Genomic DNA, 18,491 nt, shown 5'->3' with positions numbered 1-18,491 from the left:
TTCGATTGATCCATTGGATTACAAGCCCCCGGTCGGTTTTAAAGGAAGCTCCAGACGCAGCGACGCATCGTCTCCAGGGAAGCCTACGGCCGCGTATTCCGTTCCAAAATCCACGTCATAGTCGGGAATCGACTTTCCGACGGAAAGGGCAAACAGAAACGCCGCCGATTCAATCGTCCGGAAATCGAATGTCCGCCTCTCTCCTTCGTACAGAACGAAATCGAGGCACAACCGATCGTCCTCTTGCTTCAAGCTCCATTCGGGGGTCGGCTGAGTTTCCTTGCCGTCATGGAAAGCGGCGAACAAACGTTTCAGCTTCACCGATATGCCCCCGATTTGCAGCTCGGCCGCTTCCCCTTCCGCGTTCCCTGTGACCCGTTCCAGGCATCCTCCCGTTTCCAGCCGCAAACGGAGGTCGGACGCTTCGATCGTCCCGCCCGTCTTGTCCAGATTCGGGTGGGTATCGCCTCCGTCCGTCATGAACCGGATGCCGAACGCGATATCCGGTCCGTTCTGGACGCTCGAGAAGACGGCCGAGCTGTAGTCGTACCCATCGTGCAGAAATCGCAAATGGATATAAGCCGGACTTCCTCCATTATCGAAATAGCCGACCAGATTGCGGCATTGGTTCCACAATATTTCTTGGCTGAACGTGCCGATCGCGTATTGCGGAGTCATATAGGTCGTCGCCCATTTCTCCAGCCCGCGCTGCGGATCGGACATATACAGCTGGCGGACTGTCTCCGTCCTGGACTCAACGAAACGCTGGAATAAACGTTCCGGGCAAGCCAATCCGCTTCCGTACCATTCGGCGGAATAATGCAGCTTCTCCTGCGGCACGAATCCGATCTGCCCGCCAGTCGATACTTGCAGGAAGGACTTGGTCTCGGCGCCCAGAAGCGTTCGGTACGAACGGCTATGCGGGCCGCTCCACTCGCCCGTGCGCGCGTGAGCATGCGCGGCAATCATTTCCCACGCCAACTCGAGCAGCTCCCCGCTCATCCGCTCGGCCCGCTCCGACACGGTCATCGTGCGGATGCGCGACAGCTCCAGTACCGATACGACCGCATACGTCGGACTATTGTACTCTTGGAATGCTTTCAGACGGAACGTGAATTCGTGGAACTTCCCGAGCCGGTTCTCGCCGTATTCCGCATAGGCGCCGATTCCCAGATGCTCCCCGGCGATCAGCGTAACGAGCGCACCCATTATGGCGATATTCGTATAAGTCGGGCCTACGTCGCGCTTGATTATGGCGTCGCAAGCATGGCATACCGCCTGTTTCACCCGCTCGCGCAGCGGCGCGGGGAAGCGCGGACCATGGCGGAATAACGCCAGCAACAGCTGCTTGCCGCAGAAGTCGGCCCAGTTCCAATCCGGCGGCGACATCCGTTCGAGCGGCTCCTCGTAAAACCAGGGCCATATGCCGAACGTATGGCGGCTTCGGTCGGTATCCTGCAGCTCCACGATCGTTTCGATGATGTCGAACGCGCGCCGCTCGTATTCCGGCAAAGCCGTGTCCAGAAGAGCCAAGGCATAGATCAGATTCACATATGTCCCGTGCACGAAATCGGCATTTTTTAAGGTGGTGTGATATCCGGGACTGCTGAAGGGCGTTCTGAGCAGCTTCAAATCCGGATTGTATTGCGCCTCCCAATCCTTCACCCGTTCCAGCAGCAGCCGTTCGTGGTCAATCGGCAAAATCGCGTTCATGCGGACTTCTCTCCTGTCCTCCGGAATTGGCGAGAAGCGTCAGGACGATTCGTCCCGTTCTCCCCGCTTGGCCCATTCCAGCTCCCTGTATTCGCTCGGGGTAAGGCCGGTCATTTTTTTGAAAATGCGCGTAAAGCTGTTCACGTTCGCATACCCGACGGCTTCGGCGATATCGCGGATTTTCCCGGTGCCGCCGGCAAGCAGCTCCTTCGATTTTTGGATGCGGATTTCCATCAAATAATCGATAAAGTTGCCGCCCGTATAGTCCTTGAACATTTTGCTCAGATGGGAAACGCTCATGCGGAATTGATCGGACAGCATATTGAGCGACAAATCGCCGTGCATGTAATTGTCGCGGATGAACCGCGTTATTTTCTCGATCGCCTCGTTCTTTTCCTTGCTGCTGCGCTTGAGGCGGATTCGCTCGATCAGGCCGGCCAGCATATGCATCGTAAAATCGCGGATTTGCTCCAGACTTTCGCGCTGCTCCAGCGTCTCCTGCAGGCTTTGCGCCGGTATGAGCTCCTCCTGGCTCACATCGATCTCCCCGGCGACTCCGGCCGCTTTCATGAACAGCTGTACGACCAGCTGCTTGATGATATCGGGCGGCACGCCGGTGGAAGCCATCGCCTCGAACCAGCTCCACACTTGCTGGCGCAATTTGTCCTCGTCCGACTGCTTGATCGAATCGATCATGTTGTCCGTCTGCGCGAACAGACGGTGAAACTCCCCGGCGCGATAATCCTGGATGTCGTCCGCCGGGATAATCGTATTGTTGCCCATGACCAGCTTATATTTGAGCGCCTCCATCGACTGCTTGTGCGACAGATGGATGTCCCGCATCGCATGCACTTCTCCGCCGATTCCGATCGTGATCGTCCTGCGGAAATATTGCTCCGCGAACTTTTTCAGCACGTCCGCCGCCGCGACCGCCCGTACGGTATGCATCGAAGCGTCTTCGTCCCCGAAGCTGATGATGATCGCGCACTGGCCGTCCGACCATTCGATGGCCGCGCCCTTGCTCTCCGCGTTGATCAGCTCCTCCGCCGCATTGCATAATGCGTAGGCGTACAGATGCAGATCGCGGGACGAGCCGATTTCCGTCTTGTTGTCGAACTCCGCGCTCATTACGATGAAATGGTTCGGATGCAGCTGTACGCCGACCAAATCCATGTATTGCTGGATATCCCGGTTATGGGGCGGATATTGCGTCAATATTTCCGTCATGAGCCGCCATTTCATGATCGGCTTCGTTTCCTTGATCTGCTTCTGCAGTTGCTCGCTGTCGGACAAAATATGCTGCACGACCGTTTCGAAATAGGCGAATTCGTTGCCTTGCTTGACGGCCGCCTCGAAGTAGCGCGGATGTCCGCCGAGCTTGCTCGTCATGCTGGCGGCGAACCGGTTGAACGGGGTCAGCGTCCAATAGCCGACCAGAGCGGCCAAGAGGGCCGCGGCAACGAACAATAAAGCGGCGACGACGATCAGGACGTTGCGGATGTTGATCAGCGGCTTGTTCAGTTGGATTTCCGGCACGACGTTGACGATTTTCCAGCCGGTATAAGCCGAAGTAACATAAAACACGGTGCTTTGCTGACCGTCGGCCTCGGCCCGAAAATGCCCTTCGCCGGAACCGTTCAGCAAGCCCGACACGACGGGGGATTCGCTGATGTCCCGCCCGAGCCTGTTCTTGTCGACATGGGACACGATCGTCCCGCGTCCGTCCACGATAAACGTCTCTCCCAAGCCCTTGTGACCGGAATCGTTGAGCAGCCCGTGAAGCGCCTCCTCCTTGATATTGACCGCGATCGCGCCGCGCCGGTAACCGGGGGAGTGGACGAGCGGATAAGTCCGCACGAGCGTGACCACATTTCGGTAGATCGGGAACGAAGAGCCGTTCATCGACAGCTTTCGGGTCGACAGCCAATTGGAGTAGCCCTCGTACAGCTCGAACTGTCTGATCCATTGATAGTCGTCCGGTATGCCCGAATCGAGCAGCATGTTGTTCGAGAACAGCCGTTTCCTGACGTAGGAATACAGGTCGATCGAGAATACGTACTCTCCCCCGTTGATGATGCGGTTCAAGGACATGCTCAGCCGGTAATCGTTCTCCCTGCCCGCCGTTTCATTCGTAACGGGATCGAAAAACGTCTTGATTTCATCGGTGCCGAGCATCTGAATCGTCTCGTTGTCGATAATTTGCAGCATCAGTTCGATTTTGTGCTCGATTTGCCCGAGCAGCGCCATATGGGTGTCGTTCAGCTCGAATTTGAGCCGGTTCGTCGTCACCCGGTACGACAGGAAGGAGATGACGGACACGACGAGGAACAGGAGCGCGACCAATACCAACACCGTTCTTTTGGTCGACCGGTACCGAAAAATGCCCATGCCCCGTTCCCCTCCCGTCAGTGCCGCGCTTTATTTGAAGCCGGCTTTATTTTTCTCGTACCATTCCTGCGCCAGCTTCTCCGCATTGTCCCCGCCGAGACGTTTCCATTCCTTGCGGATGTCGTCAAGCGCTTTCTCGGCCGGATAATTGCTTTGCGTAACCGTTTTCGCCCGAATCTCGTCGATCGTTTTTTGAAACGACGCCTTCAGCTCGTTGATTTCGATAATGTTCGGCTGGTAAGGAATGTCCCGCCGGAACTTGTTTTTGAGCGCCGTCTTCAGGGATTCGACCTCCAGCTTGACGATTTGCTGCGACAGGGCGTCCTGCGCCGCTTTGATCGGCAAATCTTCCGGCTTCTCGACGAGCGGCTTCAATACGGCGTATTCCGCGGCGTAAGCCACTTCCTTCTTGAATTTGTCGGCATCCGTTTTTTGCGGTATGCCGCTCACCAGCTTGTAGTGAACCCCTTCTTGACCGTTGCTCAGCGCAAACCAGCCTTTGTCGACGAGCCAATCCAAATAGGCGACGGCCGCTTTCGGATTTTTCATGTTTTTGTTGAACGTGACGTAAATATTCGCCGGCGTTTCCTGATACAAGCCGTATTTGCCGTACTTCGTGGAGACGGGCTCGAGGGGCACCGCCTTCGCGCTCGGATCGTTAAGCAGCAAATCCTTGACCATGGTGGACGTATTTCCGCCCCATTGGCACAGGCAGATGCCGGCCTTGCCCGTCGTCCACAGCTGCTTCGCCCGGGAATTGTCCTTGTCTGTAAAATATTCTTTGTCGGCAAGCCCGAGCTCGTATATTTTTTTCTCCGTTGCCAATGAATCGCCGTAGCGGTCCATCGTCGGCCCGTACTTCATCTTGTCGTTTTCCAAATACCAGTCGACCCAGGTGACGCCGTGCATGGCGTTGTATACGTCGCCCGTCGTATAGCCGATAATCGGCACCGTATCGGCTTTGTTGTTGCCGTCGGGGTCCCGATCCTTGAACGCCTGGGCGACCGCGATCAGCTCGTCGATCGTCGTCGGCATTTTCAGGTTCAGCTTGTCGAGCCAATCTTGACGAATCCACATGCCGTGATTCGCGACCGCGCTGACCGCCCGTTTCGTCGTAACCGCATACATTTTGCCGTCAAACGTAAGATACGGTTTCAATTCCGGATTTTCCTGCAAATATTTTTTGTAGGAAGTGCTGTATTTCTCGATATACTCGTCGATCGGCTGGATGACGCCTTGCGTGACGAGATTGCCGATATAATTGCGATCGTATTCCCAAATGAGATCGGGCGCCTGGTTCGAGGCGATCAGCACGTTCAATTTGTCCTGCGCCTGATTGCGCGGTACGGGCACGACTTTGAGGTTGATGCCGGACTGCTCGCGGATCCATTTCACCCAGCGGTTTTCTTCGTACGTCCCTTCGTCGCTGGACACTTGGCCCCTGTCGAACATGGAGATGCTGACTTCCTTCGGCAGCTTGTCGAATTTATCCCCGTTTGCCGAAGCTCCGGCAGCGGACTCTTGTCCCGAATCTTTGGAGCAGCCGGACAGTGCGGCGATCGCCGCGAGACAGAGCGGCAGTGCCGCAACGGCCCATTTTTTCGCGTTCGCTTTCATACATTTCCTCCCCGAGCCTCATTCCAGGCTATTCTATCATAACAGATATTATTGCTCTCGAAACCGCTACCGGGCAAAACAAGCCGGTTTTATCCTTTGACCGAGCCCATCAGCACTCCTTTTACGAAATGCTTCTGCAAAAACGGGTATACGCACAAAATCGGCACGATCGCGATGACGATCGAGGCGGAGCGAATGCCCTCCGGCGTAATCGTCGCCTGCAGGACGCCTTCCCCGTTCGTCGTGTTGAGCATCTGGGAGCTGACGTTCTCGAGCATCTGGTACAGCTTGACCATCAACGACACCTTGTCGGTGCTTTTGATGTAGATCAGCACGTTCATGTAGGAGTTCCACCAGCCTACGGCGTAAAACAGCGTCAGTGCGGCGACGACCGGCAGCGACAGCGGAAGGATGATCTTCCACAGGATCGTCAAATCTTTCGCGCCGTCGATCGCGGCGGATTCCTCCAGCTCTTCCGGCAATCCTTCGAAAAACGATTTCATGACGAACATGTTGTAGACGCTGATGAGGGCAGGCAGCCAAAGCCCCCAATACGAATCGATCAAGCCCAGCGCGTTGATCAGCAGGAAATTCGGAATAAGTCCGCCGCCGAACAGCATCGTGAACAGAACTCCCATCAGCATGACGTTCCGGCCCTTAAGCCGCCGCTTGGATAACGGATAAGCCGCTATGACGGTGAACAGCATATTCAGGGCGGTGCCGACAACCGTGATCAACACCGTATTTTTCATCGCCACGAGCAGTTGTCCGTCCGCGATCAGGTTGACATAAGCGTCCAGATTGAAATCCACGGGCCATACGGACACTTCGCCGGCATTGATCGCCCTGCCGCTGCTGAACGATACGGCCAAAATGTTGATGAACGGAAGCAGTGTGGCACAAGCGAAAAGCGCAAGAAGGATAGCGTTTAACCAGCCGAACCATCGCGACGATTGGATCATGTTACCATAGCCCCCTCTCACCCATCGCCCGGATGAGCCGGTTGACCGTTACGACCAGGATGAGCGACACGACCGACTGGAACAACCCGAGCGCCGTCGTATAGCTGTACTGCAGGCCGACGATCCCGCGTTTATACACATAGGTGCTGATGACTTCCGACACGCTGGCGACGGTGGAGTTTTGCAGCGCGTAAATTTGCTCGAAGCCGACGTCCATCATCCGGCCCATTTGCAGCACGAGCAGGATCGCCACCGTGCTCCGGATGCCCGGAAGCGTCACATGCCAGATTTGCCGCCATTTCTTGGCCCCGTCGATCGCGGCGGCCTCATAGAGATGAGGATCGATGGAGGACATCGCCGCGAGGTACAGAATCGTGCCGAACCCCGCTTCCCTCCATATGCTCGACCCGACGAACGCGATCGGCCACCAGAACGGACTCGCCATGAAATAGATCGGCTCCAGCCCGAACAGCTTCAATCCCGCATTGACGATACCGGTGCTGGGCGACAACATCGCGATGACGATGCTGCCGAGTACGATCCAGGACATGAAGTGCGGGAGGTACAGCAAATTTTGCAGCAGCCGCTTGTACCCTTCCTTCCGCAGCTCGTTCAGCATGAGCGCCAGCACGATCGGTACCGGAAAAGCGAACACGAGGTTGTACAGATTGAGCAGCAGCGTATTTCGCAAAATTTGCCAAAAGTCCCGGCTCGTGAACAGCTTGCGGAACTGATCGAATCCGACCCACGGACTGTTCCATATGCCGTCGGCCAGCCGGTAGTTTTTGAACGCCATCACTTCGCCGAACAACGGCGCGTACTTGAACAGAAGGAAATAAATCGCTACCGGCACGAGCAGCAAGTAAAGCGCTTTATCTCTTCTCCAACGGTTGCGCCAAGCCGTTTCTTTGTTCGGACTCGCATTCGGGGCCGCTTCCCCCGCTTGCAGATTGACCGGGTGCTTGGCTATCCGGTTCATATCCCCCCTCCTTCGCATACGATCCGCTTGACTAAGCAGCCGTTACGTATTGCCCGCCTGAGAAGGGTCGCGATTTTCTCGTCGTGACGCTACCGGCAACGATGTTGCGTAACGGATCCAAAAGGCCGGTGTCATAAAGGATGATGCCCGGCGGATCGTTGATTCGAACGTACCAGATGAGGCCGGATCGGGGATAGCTTCACTTTTTATTCGGTGCCGCAACTTATGTTCCGGGCCATCTTCTTTTTTTGTGATGCCATTCTTTTTTTGTCCGCGGCGGGTTTTGGAAGCCTGGGAGAGGTTATGGGATATGAATGGGGCGATAAGAGAGGGATCGATATTTCGCCGAACGGACACTCGCACGCTGTTCCCGTGCCCGTTTAACGATTCTCGCGCGTCCGTTAGTTTCTGAAATGAGCGATTTGCGAGGAATACAGTCTAAAGTGTCCGATATCGGTGCGGGAAGCTGTCCGAACCGGTTCAAAAAACTACAGCAGTATCATTCGCGTCCAATCCGGAGGCGTTTTGATGGGCGTGACATGATCATTGCCTGCGAATAGAGGAACTATATTCCGTTATGTTCCCGAATTCCGTTGCATTCTTGAAAATTACGGAACAGGCTTCCGCTATCTCGATTTGTCCGGGTGAAATTGATTATGAACAGCGGGATTAGCGGAACGGTTTTCCGTTAATTTGCCATCAACACGATTGCTCGGGACAATAGCATACCCCAGTTCCGTTAATTGTTGGATTTGCCGTCCCGCGGGGCGCTGGCAAGGCAGCCGACGTTCGCCGCTCAGGCGTTATACGCGAATGATGCAGTAGTAGAAAAAAGCCCGGCTCCGGAGAGTCGGGCGCATCCTCGCATCGCAGATCGCTTTCGGAATGCGAGCGGAGCTTAAGCGGCAGCGGAACAGGTCCACGGTCTGCATGGCGCGTTACCGCGTCGCCTTCCCATGTGCGGGCGACCGGGACGCGGCACCGCCGAATTGGGCGTAGTAGACGAAGGCGGCGGCGATAATCAATACGCCGAGCAGCACGAGAATGTTGCTGTACAAAACCGCTTCTCCCGGCGGGAACGGATTTAACCGGAACGAGGCGGTTCCCGCATCCAGCGCTTTGCCGATCAAGGTCGTCGCCGTCGCTCCGGCGATGAAATTGAGCATCGCGAACAGTCCCATGCCTACGCCGGTCTGCTCCTTCGAGAGCGTGCGGGAAATCGTGTTCGACATCGCGATCTGGATAAACGACTGACCTACCGTCCCGAATATCATGAAAAGTCCGATCCATACCGGCGACATGCCGACGACCGACGACAGCGCGATGAAGCTGAGCAAAATGAGACCGGCCGCCAATGAAAACAGATGGGGATTGCCTTTCTCGTCCGCAAGCTTGCCTCCCCTGCGTCCCAGCAGCGCGGCGCATATTGCCGCCGGAAATAGGACGATACCGATGGATAGCGGCGACAAATGGTTCACCTGGGCCAAAAATTGCGGCGCCATGAACGGAATGCCGAAGTTCAGTCCGGTCAGCACGAAGGCGATGCCGAGACCGAGCGTATACGATTTGTTCCGGAAAATCGACGGTTGGACGAACGGCTCGGCAGCCGTGCGGATCCGGATCAGGAACAGTACGAACAGCAAGGCTCCCAGCCCGAAAAGCAGCCAGCTTCCTTGCGTAATCGCGAGCAACAGGGATGCGACCGTGCCGGCCAGCGTAAGACCTCCGATGTAGTCGATATTCCGGGCCGTGCCTGTCTCGTCGTCCAAATATTTGCGGAAAAAGGGCAGCACGAATATCGCCAGTATGGACAAGGCGAACAAATAACGCCAGCTGACGAGCCCCGAGACGACACCCGACACGATCGGACCGAGCGCCGCCCCGAGCGCCAAGCCGACGGCGGTCGTTCCGAGCGCCACGCCCCGCTTCTCCGGAGCGAAATAACGGACCGGCACGATCATCGCCGTAGCCGGTATGACGGATGCTCCGGCAGCCTGGAACAGCCGTCCGGCGATAACCATCCAAAACTCGGACGCGGACAATCCGATGATCGATCCGAGCGCAAAGGCGATCAAGCCGTAAGTGAGCAGATCCTTCAGCTTGTATTTGTCGGCCAGCTTGCCGAACGTGACCGAACCGATCGCGTATACGATCATATAGCCGGTCAGCATCCAGCTCACTTGAGACGGCGTCAGATCGAACTCCGCCCGGATTACCGGCAGCGCCACATTGAACATCGAAGCGTTCATGACGGAAATGATCAACGTAAACACGAGTACGCGAAGCAGCTTGTTGGCCTGCTGCTCGCGCGGGGGCAAAGACTTTTCCATCCTGATAACCTTCTTTCCGCGGCTGCTTTATTTTGCAATATTATATACTTAGTATATATTTATGTATAAATAATAGTATGGTCAATCTTTCCGCAATTGTCAATCGCAATCGCATGGCCGATTCGAACGATTTGCGATCCGGATAAAAAAGAACCTCCATCCCACTTCGCGTGGTTTTGGAGGCTCATACGCTACCTATTTTACACTGTCGTCACCGAGATGCCGCGCGCCTCGAGCTGCTCGAGCATATCCCGCTCCAGCCGCCGATCCGTTACGATCGCATCCACCTCGTCAAGAGCGGCTACTTGCGTGAACGCTTGGATGCCGAATTTGCTCGAATCGGCGAGCAGGACGACGCGGTCGGCCATGCCGATCATTTTTTGCTTGATGCGGGCTTGCAGCTCGTTCGATTCGCTGATCCCCCGATCGAGATGAACGCCTTTACAGGAAAGAAACGCTTTGTCCACATGATACGCGTCGAGCGAACGCTCCGCCAATGGTCCGACGTAGGACAACGAACGGGAAGCGAGTATGCCTCCCGTGGAAATGACCTCGATTTTCTCCTTGCCGGCCAGTTCGGTCGCCACCTTGATCGAGTTCGTAAGCACGGTCAGCGGGATATCGGGCACATTCGCGGCCATATACCAAGCCGTGGAGCTGGCGTCCAGCAAAATGCGGTCGTTCGGCGAGATGAGCTGGACCGCCTCCCGGGCGATCCTTCGCTTCTCCTCCGCATAGGTCACTTCCCGTTCGAAATAAGGGATTTCCGGCTGCTGCTCCTTGACGCTCACCGCTCCGCCATGCGAGCGGCGCAGCCGTCCGGCCTGCTCCAACCGGTCCAGATCGCGCCGGATCGTTTCTTCGGTGACGTTGCACAATTCGCTCAGCTCGGACACCCGGATGCTGCCTCTCTCGCCCACCAGCTGCACAATTTTCTCGTACCGTTCCGCGACCAGCATGCGCTCCCTCTTTCCAATCGTAGTTAGTTAAGTCCGGCTATCGCCCGGAACCGTCCGTAAGCTTCTTCCCAAGCCTCGCGCTCCGTTGGCTCGTAGATCGTAACCGGGAACGATTCCCGGATAACCGCGCGCGCTTCGCGGATATTCGCGAATTCGCCTTGGGCGATCCATTGGACGGCAAGATTGCCGATCGCGCTTCCTTCCGCGGGCCCCGCCCATACGGGCTTGCCGATGGCGTTCGCGGCCCACTGGCACAGCAACGTGTTCTGTATGCCGCCCCCGACCATATGAAGGCCGTTAAAACGGTTGCCCGACAGCCGCTCGGTCAATTCAAGCACATAGCGGTATTTTAACGCCAAACTTTCCAAAATACAACGTACGACCGCACCCGGCTGCTCGGGAGGCTTCTGGCCGGTTTCCCGGCAATATTGCGAAATTCGCTCCCTCATCTCGCCGGGATGCAGAAAGCGCTGGTCGTCTGGATCGAACCAAGACGCGAAGGCCGGAGCCCGCTCGGCCAAGGCGATCAGCTCCGGGAACGAGTAAGAGGTGCCCTCCCGCTCCCACTCCCGCTTCGTTTCCTGCAATATCCACAAGCCCATTATGTTTTTCAGCAGCCGGTACGTCCCTTCCACGCCGCCTTCATTCGTAAAGTTCAGCTTGAGCGCCAGCTCGTTCATGACCGGCCGCTCCACTTCCGTCCCCATGAGCGACCATGTGCCGCAGCTTAAATAGGCAAACGATCGCTCCGTTGCCGGAACGGCCGCCACGGCCGAGCCCGTGTCATGCTCCGCGACGGCTATAACCGGAATGGAGCCTGTGCCGAGCTCCGAGGCGACCGACGGCAGCAGCTGCCCGACTCTCGTACCCGGCTGCACGACGCGGCCGAACAGCCCCGGAGCTATGCCGATTTGCGCCAGCAGGTCCGCATCCCAATTTCCCTTCGACGGATTGAACAATTGCGTCGTCGTCGCGTTGGAAAATTCGTTCAGCTTTTCGCCGGTCAAAAAGTAACGGAGCAAATCCGGAATCATCAGAAACCGATCGGCCTCGCGCAAAAGCGGACTGCCCGCCCGCTTCATCGCGGCCAGCTGGTAGATCGTATTGAAAGGCAGAAACTGAATGCCGGTTCTCTCGAAAATATAGCTCTCCGGCATGTCGGCGAACAGCCGCTCCATCATCCCGTCCGTATGGGAATCCCGGTAATGGTACGGATTGCCGAGCAGCTCCCCGTTTTTGCCGAGGAGACCGAAGTCGACCGCCCACGAGTCGATGGCCAAGCTTTTCAGCGCCACCCCTTGATGCTTAGCTTTTAGGAGCGCCTGCTTCATCTCGTGCAGCAGCCGGAGAATGTCCCAATGCAGACGTCCGCCGGCCTGCACCGGATCGTTCGGGAACCGATGAAGCTCCTCCGTTACGATTTTGCGGTCGGTCAGCCGGCCGAGCAGCGCCCTGCCGCTGCTTGCGCCCAGATCATATGCGAGAATGCTCGCCACCTGGCATCATCACCTTTTGTTTGATCTTATTCGCCGCGCTCGGACAATACTTCCCGCTCGTACGCTTTCACTTCGGCAAGCCATTCTTCGCGGACCGGAACGCCGGATTTCTCGCAATAGTAGTCCCATACCGCCCCGAACGGATACATTTTGAACTCTTCGGTCAAAGCGAGGCGCGTCGTGTAATCGCCCTCCAGCTCCGCTCGTTTCAAAGCATCCGCCGGTACGAGCATCGCGCGCATCAGCGCTTTGATCGTATTGCGGGTGCCGATGACCCAAGCGGCGACCCGGTTGATGCTCGCGTCGAAGAAATCGAGACCGATATGCGTTTTGCCGAGCAAATCGCCCTGCACCAGCTCTTTGGCGATATCGAGCAGCTCGTCGTCCATCGTGACGACATGATCGCTGTCCCAACGCATCGGGCGGCTTACATGCAGCAGAATGCCGTCCGTGAACAGCGACAACGAAGACAGCTTGCCCGAAATCGTCTCCGTCGGATGGAAATGGCCCGCGTCCAGACAAATCAGCTTGTTGTTTTGCAGCCCGTAGCCCATATAAAATTCGTGCGAGCCGACGACGTACGCCTCCGAGCCGAGTCCGAACAGCTTGCTCTCGACCGCGTCGAGATTGTGGGCAGGGTTCAGCTCTTCCGCGAACACTTCGTCCAGCGCGCTTTTGAGCCGTTGCCTCGGAGCGAGCCGGTCCGCCGGAACGTCCTTGAAGCCGTCCGGTACCCAGACGTTCGTCACGCACGTTTGCCCCAATTGCTCCCCGAAATAGGCCCCGATTTTCCGCGAAGCTTTGCAGTGGTCGATCCAGAACCGCCGGATTTTCGGGTCCGGGTGACTGAGCGTGAATCCGTCCTTCGACAGCTCGTGCGAGAAGCAGGTCGGGTTGAAATCGAGACCGAGCCCCTGCTCCTTGGCCCAGGCGACCCATTTCTCGAAATGCTTCGGCTCGAGCCGGTCCAGCTCGACCTTCTCCTCCGTGTCCGCATAGATGGCGTGAAGGTTCACTTTATGCTTACCCGGGATCAAGGAGAACGCTTTCTCCAGGTCGGCGCGCAATTCCTCCGGCGTCCGGGCCGCCCCCGGATAGTTGCCGGTTACCGAAATGCCCCCGGTCAAATCTTGATCGCGGTTCAAAAATCCGCGCACGTCGTCCCCCTGCCAGCAATGCATGGAGATTTTGATGTTCGCCAAGCTTTCGAGCACCGCATCGACGTCGATCCCGTGCTTCGCATATAGCTGTTTGGCATCCTCATAGCTTCTTTGGACAGATGATTGCATCCGCTTACTCCTTCCGGACAAGCCCGTATTGTTCGTTCGACGATATAAGTTACGAGACCGGGTATGCTACGACAGACATGAGCGCATTGGCCGGCTGCGTCGCATCCAGCCTGCTGTACTGGACGATGACCGGGATGTCGCTCCGCACTTCGATCGCGTACGGGACGCCGACCGGAATCGGCACCCCGTCCTTCGCCAGCGAGCTCGTGCGGATATGATTCGTGCGTCTGGCGGGCACGATGACGAATATGTCTTCCATCGGCTCCCGGTCTTCGAAAAAGATCGTAATGATCAGCTGCGCGTCCTCGGACGAGCAGTTCAGCACGCAAATCGACTCGTGGCTGGTCAGCTCTCCGCTGCTTTTCTCCGGAATGTAGCCGTCCGGAATGATCCAATGTGTTGCTCCCGTTCCTTTGTGCATACGGTTCACCTCGTTATTATCGTGTAAATGCCGCCGGTACGCCGCCGTCGATCGTCAGCATGCAGCCGGTCGTTTTGTCCGATTTGGAAGAAGCGAAGAAGGCGATCCCTTCGGCAATGTCCTTCGGAAAAATGTTGACGAGCAGCGTCGTCCGTTTCCGGTAATACTCCTCCAGCTGGTCGGGCTCGATTCCGTAAGCGGCCGCGCGTTCGTTGCGCCAGTTGGAGTTCCAGATCGCGGAGCCTTGCAAAATCGCATCCGGCAATATCGTGTTGACGCGAATGCCGAATTCGCCGCCTTCGGCCGCGATGCAGCGCGCCAGATGGGCTTCCAGCGCTTTGGCCGCGCTGTAGGCGGAAGCGTTCTTGCCGGCATAGACGGCGTTTTTGGAGGCGATAAACACCATGTTGCCTCCGACGCTCTGCTCCTTCATCAGCTTGAACGCTTCGCGGGCGACGAGAAAGTAGCCGGTTCCAAGCACGTTCATGTTCAAGTTCCATTCCTTCAGCGACGTTTCGCCGAACGGACTGGAGGTGGCCAGTCCCGCGTTATTGACGATAATATCGACACCGCCGTACGCCAGTGCCGTCTCGGCATAAGCGGCGAGTACGGCTTCTTCGTCCGTTACGTCCATTTTAACCGCAATCGCCCGGTTCTCGCCGTACTTTTCATTGATTTCTCCGGCTACCTTCTGCGCGCCTTCCAGATTGAGATCGGCAAGCACGAGATGAGCGCCTTCCGAAGCGAGTCTGCGAGCCGTTTCGCTGCCGATGCCGCCCGCTCCGCCGGTAATGAACGCCACTTTGCGGGAAAATTCGGCCTCGGCGGGCGCCAGGGTCAATTTGTACAGCTCGAGCGGCCAATATTCAACATTATAGGACTCGTTCTCCGTCAGCGAGACGAACTGTCCTAGCGCCGTAGCCCCTCTCATGACGGCAATCGCGCGATGGTAGAGCGCCCCGCTTACTTTCGACATCGCCCAGCTCTTGCCGGTGTTGACCATGCCGACTCCCGGGATCAGAATGACGCGCGGCGCCGCTTCGAACATGATATCTCCAGCATTCTTGTTGCGCTCGAAATAGGCTTTGTACTGCTCCTTGTAGGCGGCTATGGCTTCCTTCAGCTTCGCTTTTAACGCTTCGACGTCGTCGGCGTCGGGTGTCCAATCGACGAACAGCGGTACAACCTTCGTATGCACCAGATGATCCGGACAAGCGGCGCCGATCTGGGATAGCCCGGCGGAGTCGCGTCCCCCTACGAACTGCAGCACATCGGCCTCGTCGTCGAACGAAAGGATCATCTTCTTCGCATCGCTGACCGCGCCGCGGATCGTCGGCATCACGCTGGACGCGATAGCCCGCCGCACTTCGGCCGGGAGCGCCTCATGCTCGGTGCCGCCGAACAGCTTCGCCTCATCGACGCGAGCTTCGATGTAAGCTTCCGCTTCGTTGATGATCGCGATCGTCTTCGCATAGCTTTCCTCGGACGTTTCTCCCCATGTGACGAGGCCGTGCTTCTCCATCAGCACAAGCTCCGCCTTCGGATTGGCCAGTACGCCTTCGGCAATCATTTTGGACAAGGTAAAGCCCGGCCGCACATAAGGGACCCATACGAAACGGTCGCCGAAAATTTCCCTCGCCACCGCTTTCCCGTTATCCGCGCAGCACAGGCTGATGATCGCATCCGGATGCGTATGGTCGACGTGCTTGAACGGTAAAAACGCATGCAGCAGCGTCTCGATCGAGGCACGGGGATGTTTGGCATCGATCATGCAATGAGCCAAATAGGCGACCATCTCCTCGTCGCTCATCTCGGCGCGCTCGAACAACGGACGAATGTCGTCCATCCTCAAGCCGGTGAAATTGCCGGCCTTCATCGTCGCCAAGTCCGAGCCGCTGCCTTTTACGAACATCACTTCCACATCGCGGCCGCGAAAATCTTGCATGACCACCTTGCTGGATGTATTGCCGCCGCCCCAATTGCATACGCGCCGGTCCGTGCCTATCAGATTCGAGCGGTAAACGAGCTCGTCAAGCCCCCCTTGCAGCTGCGACGCCTTCGTGCTGTCCCACAAGCTTTGTACCATGATGTCTCCTCCGTTTGTTTTTGTTTTCGTTTGATCCCACTATATCATCTTTGTTTATTTTTGAATATACTTTTTTCAAAAGAAAACAAAGATAGTTCGCTTGTGAAAATCGGCACATTCGGGCATGCTCGGGGATTGGGCGATCAGTAAAAAAGCCCGAACCGCGCGATAGGGTCCGGACTGCTGCTGTTCACGAGCTCACTCCGCTCGGCATCATCGCTCGAAATAAGCCAGCGCATTCGGATAATCGGCCGTTATCCCGAAAATATTGCGAAGCGCTCCCTCGGCCCGATGCTTCTATGGTTCATCAGACATACTCCTCTCTTACATAAAGCTTTCCTTGTACCAAATGCCTACAACGAGTACAAGCTGCAGCACGCAGAGAAGAGCGAACAGCACCATGACCGTACCGGCCACAGCGATTCCGATCCATTTTCCCGATTTCGCCAAAATTCCGCTTATCATTCGCCCAACTCCTTTATACCGATGACGTTCGCGCTCACCGATTCAGCATCCCATCTTCTGTTCGCGTAGCCGAACGGCGCATTCAACAGCTCCAGCCATTCCGGGTTGTCTTCCGCCCAGCGCTTCGCGGCTTTGGCGCCCTCTCTCCGATTATTCGCCTCGTGTAGCGCCGTGGATAAACCGGCGAAAGCCCCTGCGTCCGGAGCGAGCTTCGAGCTATATGCGCCGCTCAAATTACCGTCCAGCTCCAACAGACCGAGCCTCAGCCTGGCGAGCGCTTGAACCGCCTCCCCGAAACGCTTCTCCAGCTCCGGCTGCCGGCCTCCCTCGACGATTTGCTGTTCGAATTGAAACAGCAGTCCTTCATAAGTAGCATCGGTTTGGCGGGCAGCTTCCGCATATTGCTCTGCAGCACGATCCCAATATCCCAAAGCTTCGCCGACCGCAGCCTCATTCAGACGGTGATAAGCCGTCGTGGCGTCGGCCATCGTGGAGTCGACCAGCTTCATCCCCCCATCCACATATTTGTACCTATCCGTCGATTCCCGCTGCCAAGGCCCGGCCCCGGCGGAACCGATCAATCCGCCACTCAGCACGATAGCGCTGTCCTCGAGCGTAAAGGAACTTACGGACGGCATCGTAATCGTACCCGGCACGGAAGTCCATCCTTCTTCGTTCCATTTGGAGACCGAGTAGCTGAAAGCGGTCGTATGCGCGCCAATCGTCCCCCACCGCCATACGATTTCTTTCGCCCCGTCTCCGTCCAAGTCCCCCACCGCCTCCACGCGCGGGATCCCCGTCGCGTCTTCGGGCAGCTCGGCCGAATTCAGCAGGTATGCATCACCCGCTTTCGTTATCGTGATGCTCACCGGACGACGGATCGTATAACTGTTATTGTTTGAAGCTACTTCCGTTCGCGCCTCCTCGACGAATAATACGGCAGACCATACCAGAATTCCGCCGGCGTCATCCGTCAGCTCAAACCGTGTGACGTCGATCGGTTCCCGCTTCGAATCGTATACTGCCGCAAGGCTGTTCAACCAGGCTGAAATGTCATTCGGTTTACCGGAAGGTCCCCCGATCGGGGACTGCTCAATGCCGAGCGTCCATTTGATTTCGCCCAGCAATCCGGCGACCGACAAGCTTCCATGCGGACGATTTAGCGGATCATTTGCGGCGGCGTAAGCTGTCGGCCAGTCCCGCTCGTCATTTTGCGGAATATGTAGCTGCTCCGTTGCTGTAGCGGAAGCGCTCCCCGTGTCAGTTGCGGAGACGCTCCCGGCAACCGGCGGGTTCATCTTCCCGCCGCAGCCGGATCCGTATACAAGGCCGCTAAGCACAAGCACGATAAGCGTGCGTCTCATGGACATGACTCTCCCTATGCGGGTTTCCCCTGATGGCTATATGGCTGGCCGTGCTTGGAACGATGCAATAATGTGAAATGTGCGGTCAAGTAAATCGGGCCCATCATTACGATTGTCGGACTATCGAAAAAACTTCGGTCAGAAGCTTCATTAATTAGACTCCGCTAAGCCGGGAAAAGTTGTAGACGACGCACCTGGTGCCGGCTCCGGTATTATTGCCGTACTTTTTAATTGCTCCTTCGGCGCTCTTTCGCTCATACGGCCCTTGAAGTGCTCGTCTCCCGATCGAAAATCCGATTAGTGAACCCAACGGTTACTATAGACTCAATTCCTCTTAAAATCGGCAAATTGGTGCAATGCGGATCACTATTAAATGAACTCATATAAGATGAACTAAAGAACCAACTAAGAGTAGCCCAATG

Annotated in this window: 13 protein-coding genes; all 13 read right to left on the bottom strand. The window is 56.7% G+C overall.

The annotated features are described in order from the left end of the window. Nucleotides 1-18: 18 nt before the first annotated feature. Nucleotides 19-1,713 (bottom strand): hypothetical protein, encoded by a 1,695-nt coding sequence (locus FE784_RS21780; RefSeq protein WP_139604350.1) that lies wholly within the window; start codon nt 1,711-1,713, stop codon nt 19-21. 39 nt (nt 1,714-1,752) lie between these two features. Continuing rightward, nucleotides 1,753-4,101, bottom strand: a complete 2,349-nt coding sequence (locus FE784_RS21775) for a helix-turn-helix domain-containing protein (RefSeq protein ID WP_139604349.1) — start codon at nt 4,099-4,101, stop codon at nt 1,753-1,755. Between the two features lie 30 nt (nt 4,102-4,131). Continuing rightward, the gene (locus tag FE784_RS21770) at nt 4,132-5,718 is read right to left on the bottom strand and encodes an extracellular solute-binding protein (protein ID WP_139604348.1); all 1,587 of its coding nucleotides are present in this window, start codon (nt 5,716-5,718) and stop codon (nt 4,132-4,134) included. Nucleotides 5,719-5,807: 89 nt separating this feature from the next. Then, a complete protein-coding gene (locus FE784_RS21765) occupies nt 5,808-6,680 on the bottom strand; it encodes a carbohydrate ABC transporter permease (RefSeq protein WP_139604347.1) in 873 nt (290 codons plus the stop codon). Nucleotide 6,681: 1 nt separating this feature from the next. After that, nucleotides 6,682-7,659: an ABC transporter permease gene (locus FE784_RS21760; protein ID WP_139604346.1), complete on the bottom strand. Its 978-nt coding sequence runs from the start codon at nt 7,657-7,659 to the stop codon at nt 6,682-6,684. A gap of 938 nt (nt 7,660-8,597) precedes the next feature. Further along, nucleotides 8,598-9,989, bottom strand: coding sequence for an MFS transporter (locus tag FE784_RS21755; protein WP_139604345.1), 1,392 nt, complete (start codon nt 9,987-9,989; stop codon nt 8,598-8,600). Nucleotides 9,990-10,189: 200 nt separating this feature from the next. Beyond that, entirely contained in the window at nt 10,190-10,948 is a 759-nt protein-coding gene (locus FE784_RS21750; RefSeq protein WP_139604344.1) for a DeoR/GlpR family DNA-binding transcription regulator, read from the bottom strand. A gap of 23 nt (nt 10,949-10,971) precedes the next feature. Further along, nucleotides 10,972-12,444, bottom strand: a complete 1,473-nt coding sequence (locus FE784_RS21745) for a rhamnulokinase (RefSeq protein WP_139604343.1) — start codon at nt 12,442-12,444, stop codon at nt 10,972-10,974. Nucleotides 12,445-12,470: 26 nt separating this feature from the next. Further along, on the bottom strand, nt 12,471-13,733 hold the full coding sequence (gene rhaA, locus FE784_RS21740) for an L-rhamnose isomerase (RefSeq protein ID WP_139604342.1): 1,263 nt from the start codon (nt 13,731-13,733) through the stop codon (nt 12,471-12,473). 49 nt (nt 13,734-13,782) lie between these two features. Continuing rightward, nucleotides 13,783-14,154: a sensory rhodopsin transducer gene (locus FE784_RS21735; RefSeq protein WP_139604341.1), complete on the bottom strand. Its 372-nt coding sequence runs from the start codon at nt 14,152-14,154 to the stop codon at nt 13,783-13,785. 16 nt (nt 14,155-14,170) lie between these two features. Further along, nucleotides 14,171-16,240 (bottom strand): bifunctional aldolase/short-chain dehydrogenase, encoded by a 2,070-nt coding sequence (locus FE784_RS21730; RefSeq protein WP_139604340.1) that lies wholly within the window; start codon nt 16,238-16,240, stop codon nt 14,171-14,173. Between the two features lie 324 nt (nt 16,241-16,564). Continuing rightward, the gene (locus tag FE784_RS41045) at nt 16,565-16,705 is read right to left on the bottom strand and encodes a hypothetical protein (RefSeq protein WP_176706417.1); all 141 of its coding nucleotides are present in this window, start codon (nt 16,703-16,705) and stop codon (nt 16,565-16,567) included. Further along, nucleotides 16,702-18,069, bottom strand: a complete 1,368-nt coding sequence (locus tag FE784_RS21725) for a hypothetical protein (protein ID WP_139604339.1) — start codon at nt 18,067-18,069, stop codon at nt 16,702-16,704. Before FE784_RS21725 ends, FE784_RS41045 begins: the two co-directional genes overlap by 4 nt. Nucleotides 18,070-18,491 lie beyond the last annotated feature (422 nt).

The sequence above is a fragment of the Paenibacillus hemerocallicola genome (genome assembly GCF_006265175.1).
Lineage (GTDB): Bacteria > Bacillota > Bacilli > Paenibacillales > NBRC-103111 > Paenibacillus_AB > Paenibacillus_AB hemerocallicola.
This window is presented reverse-complemented; position numbering and strand designations above follow the sequence as displayed.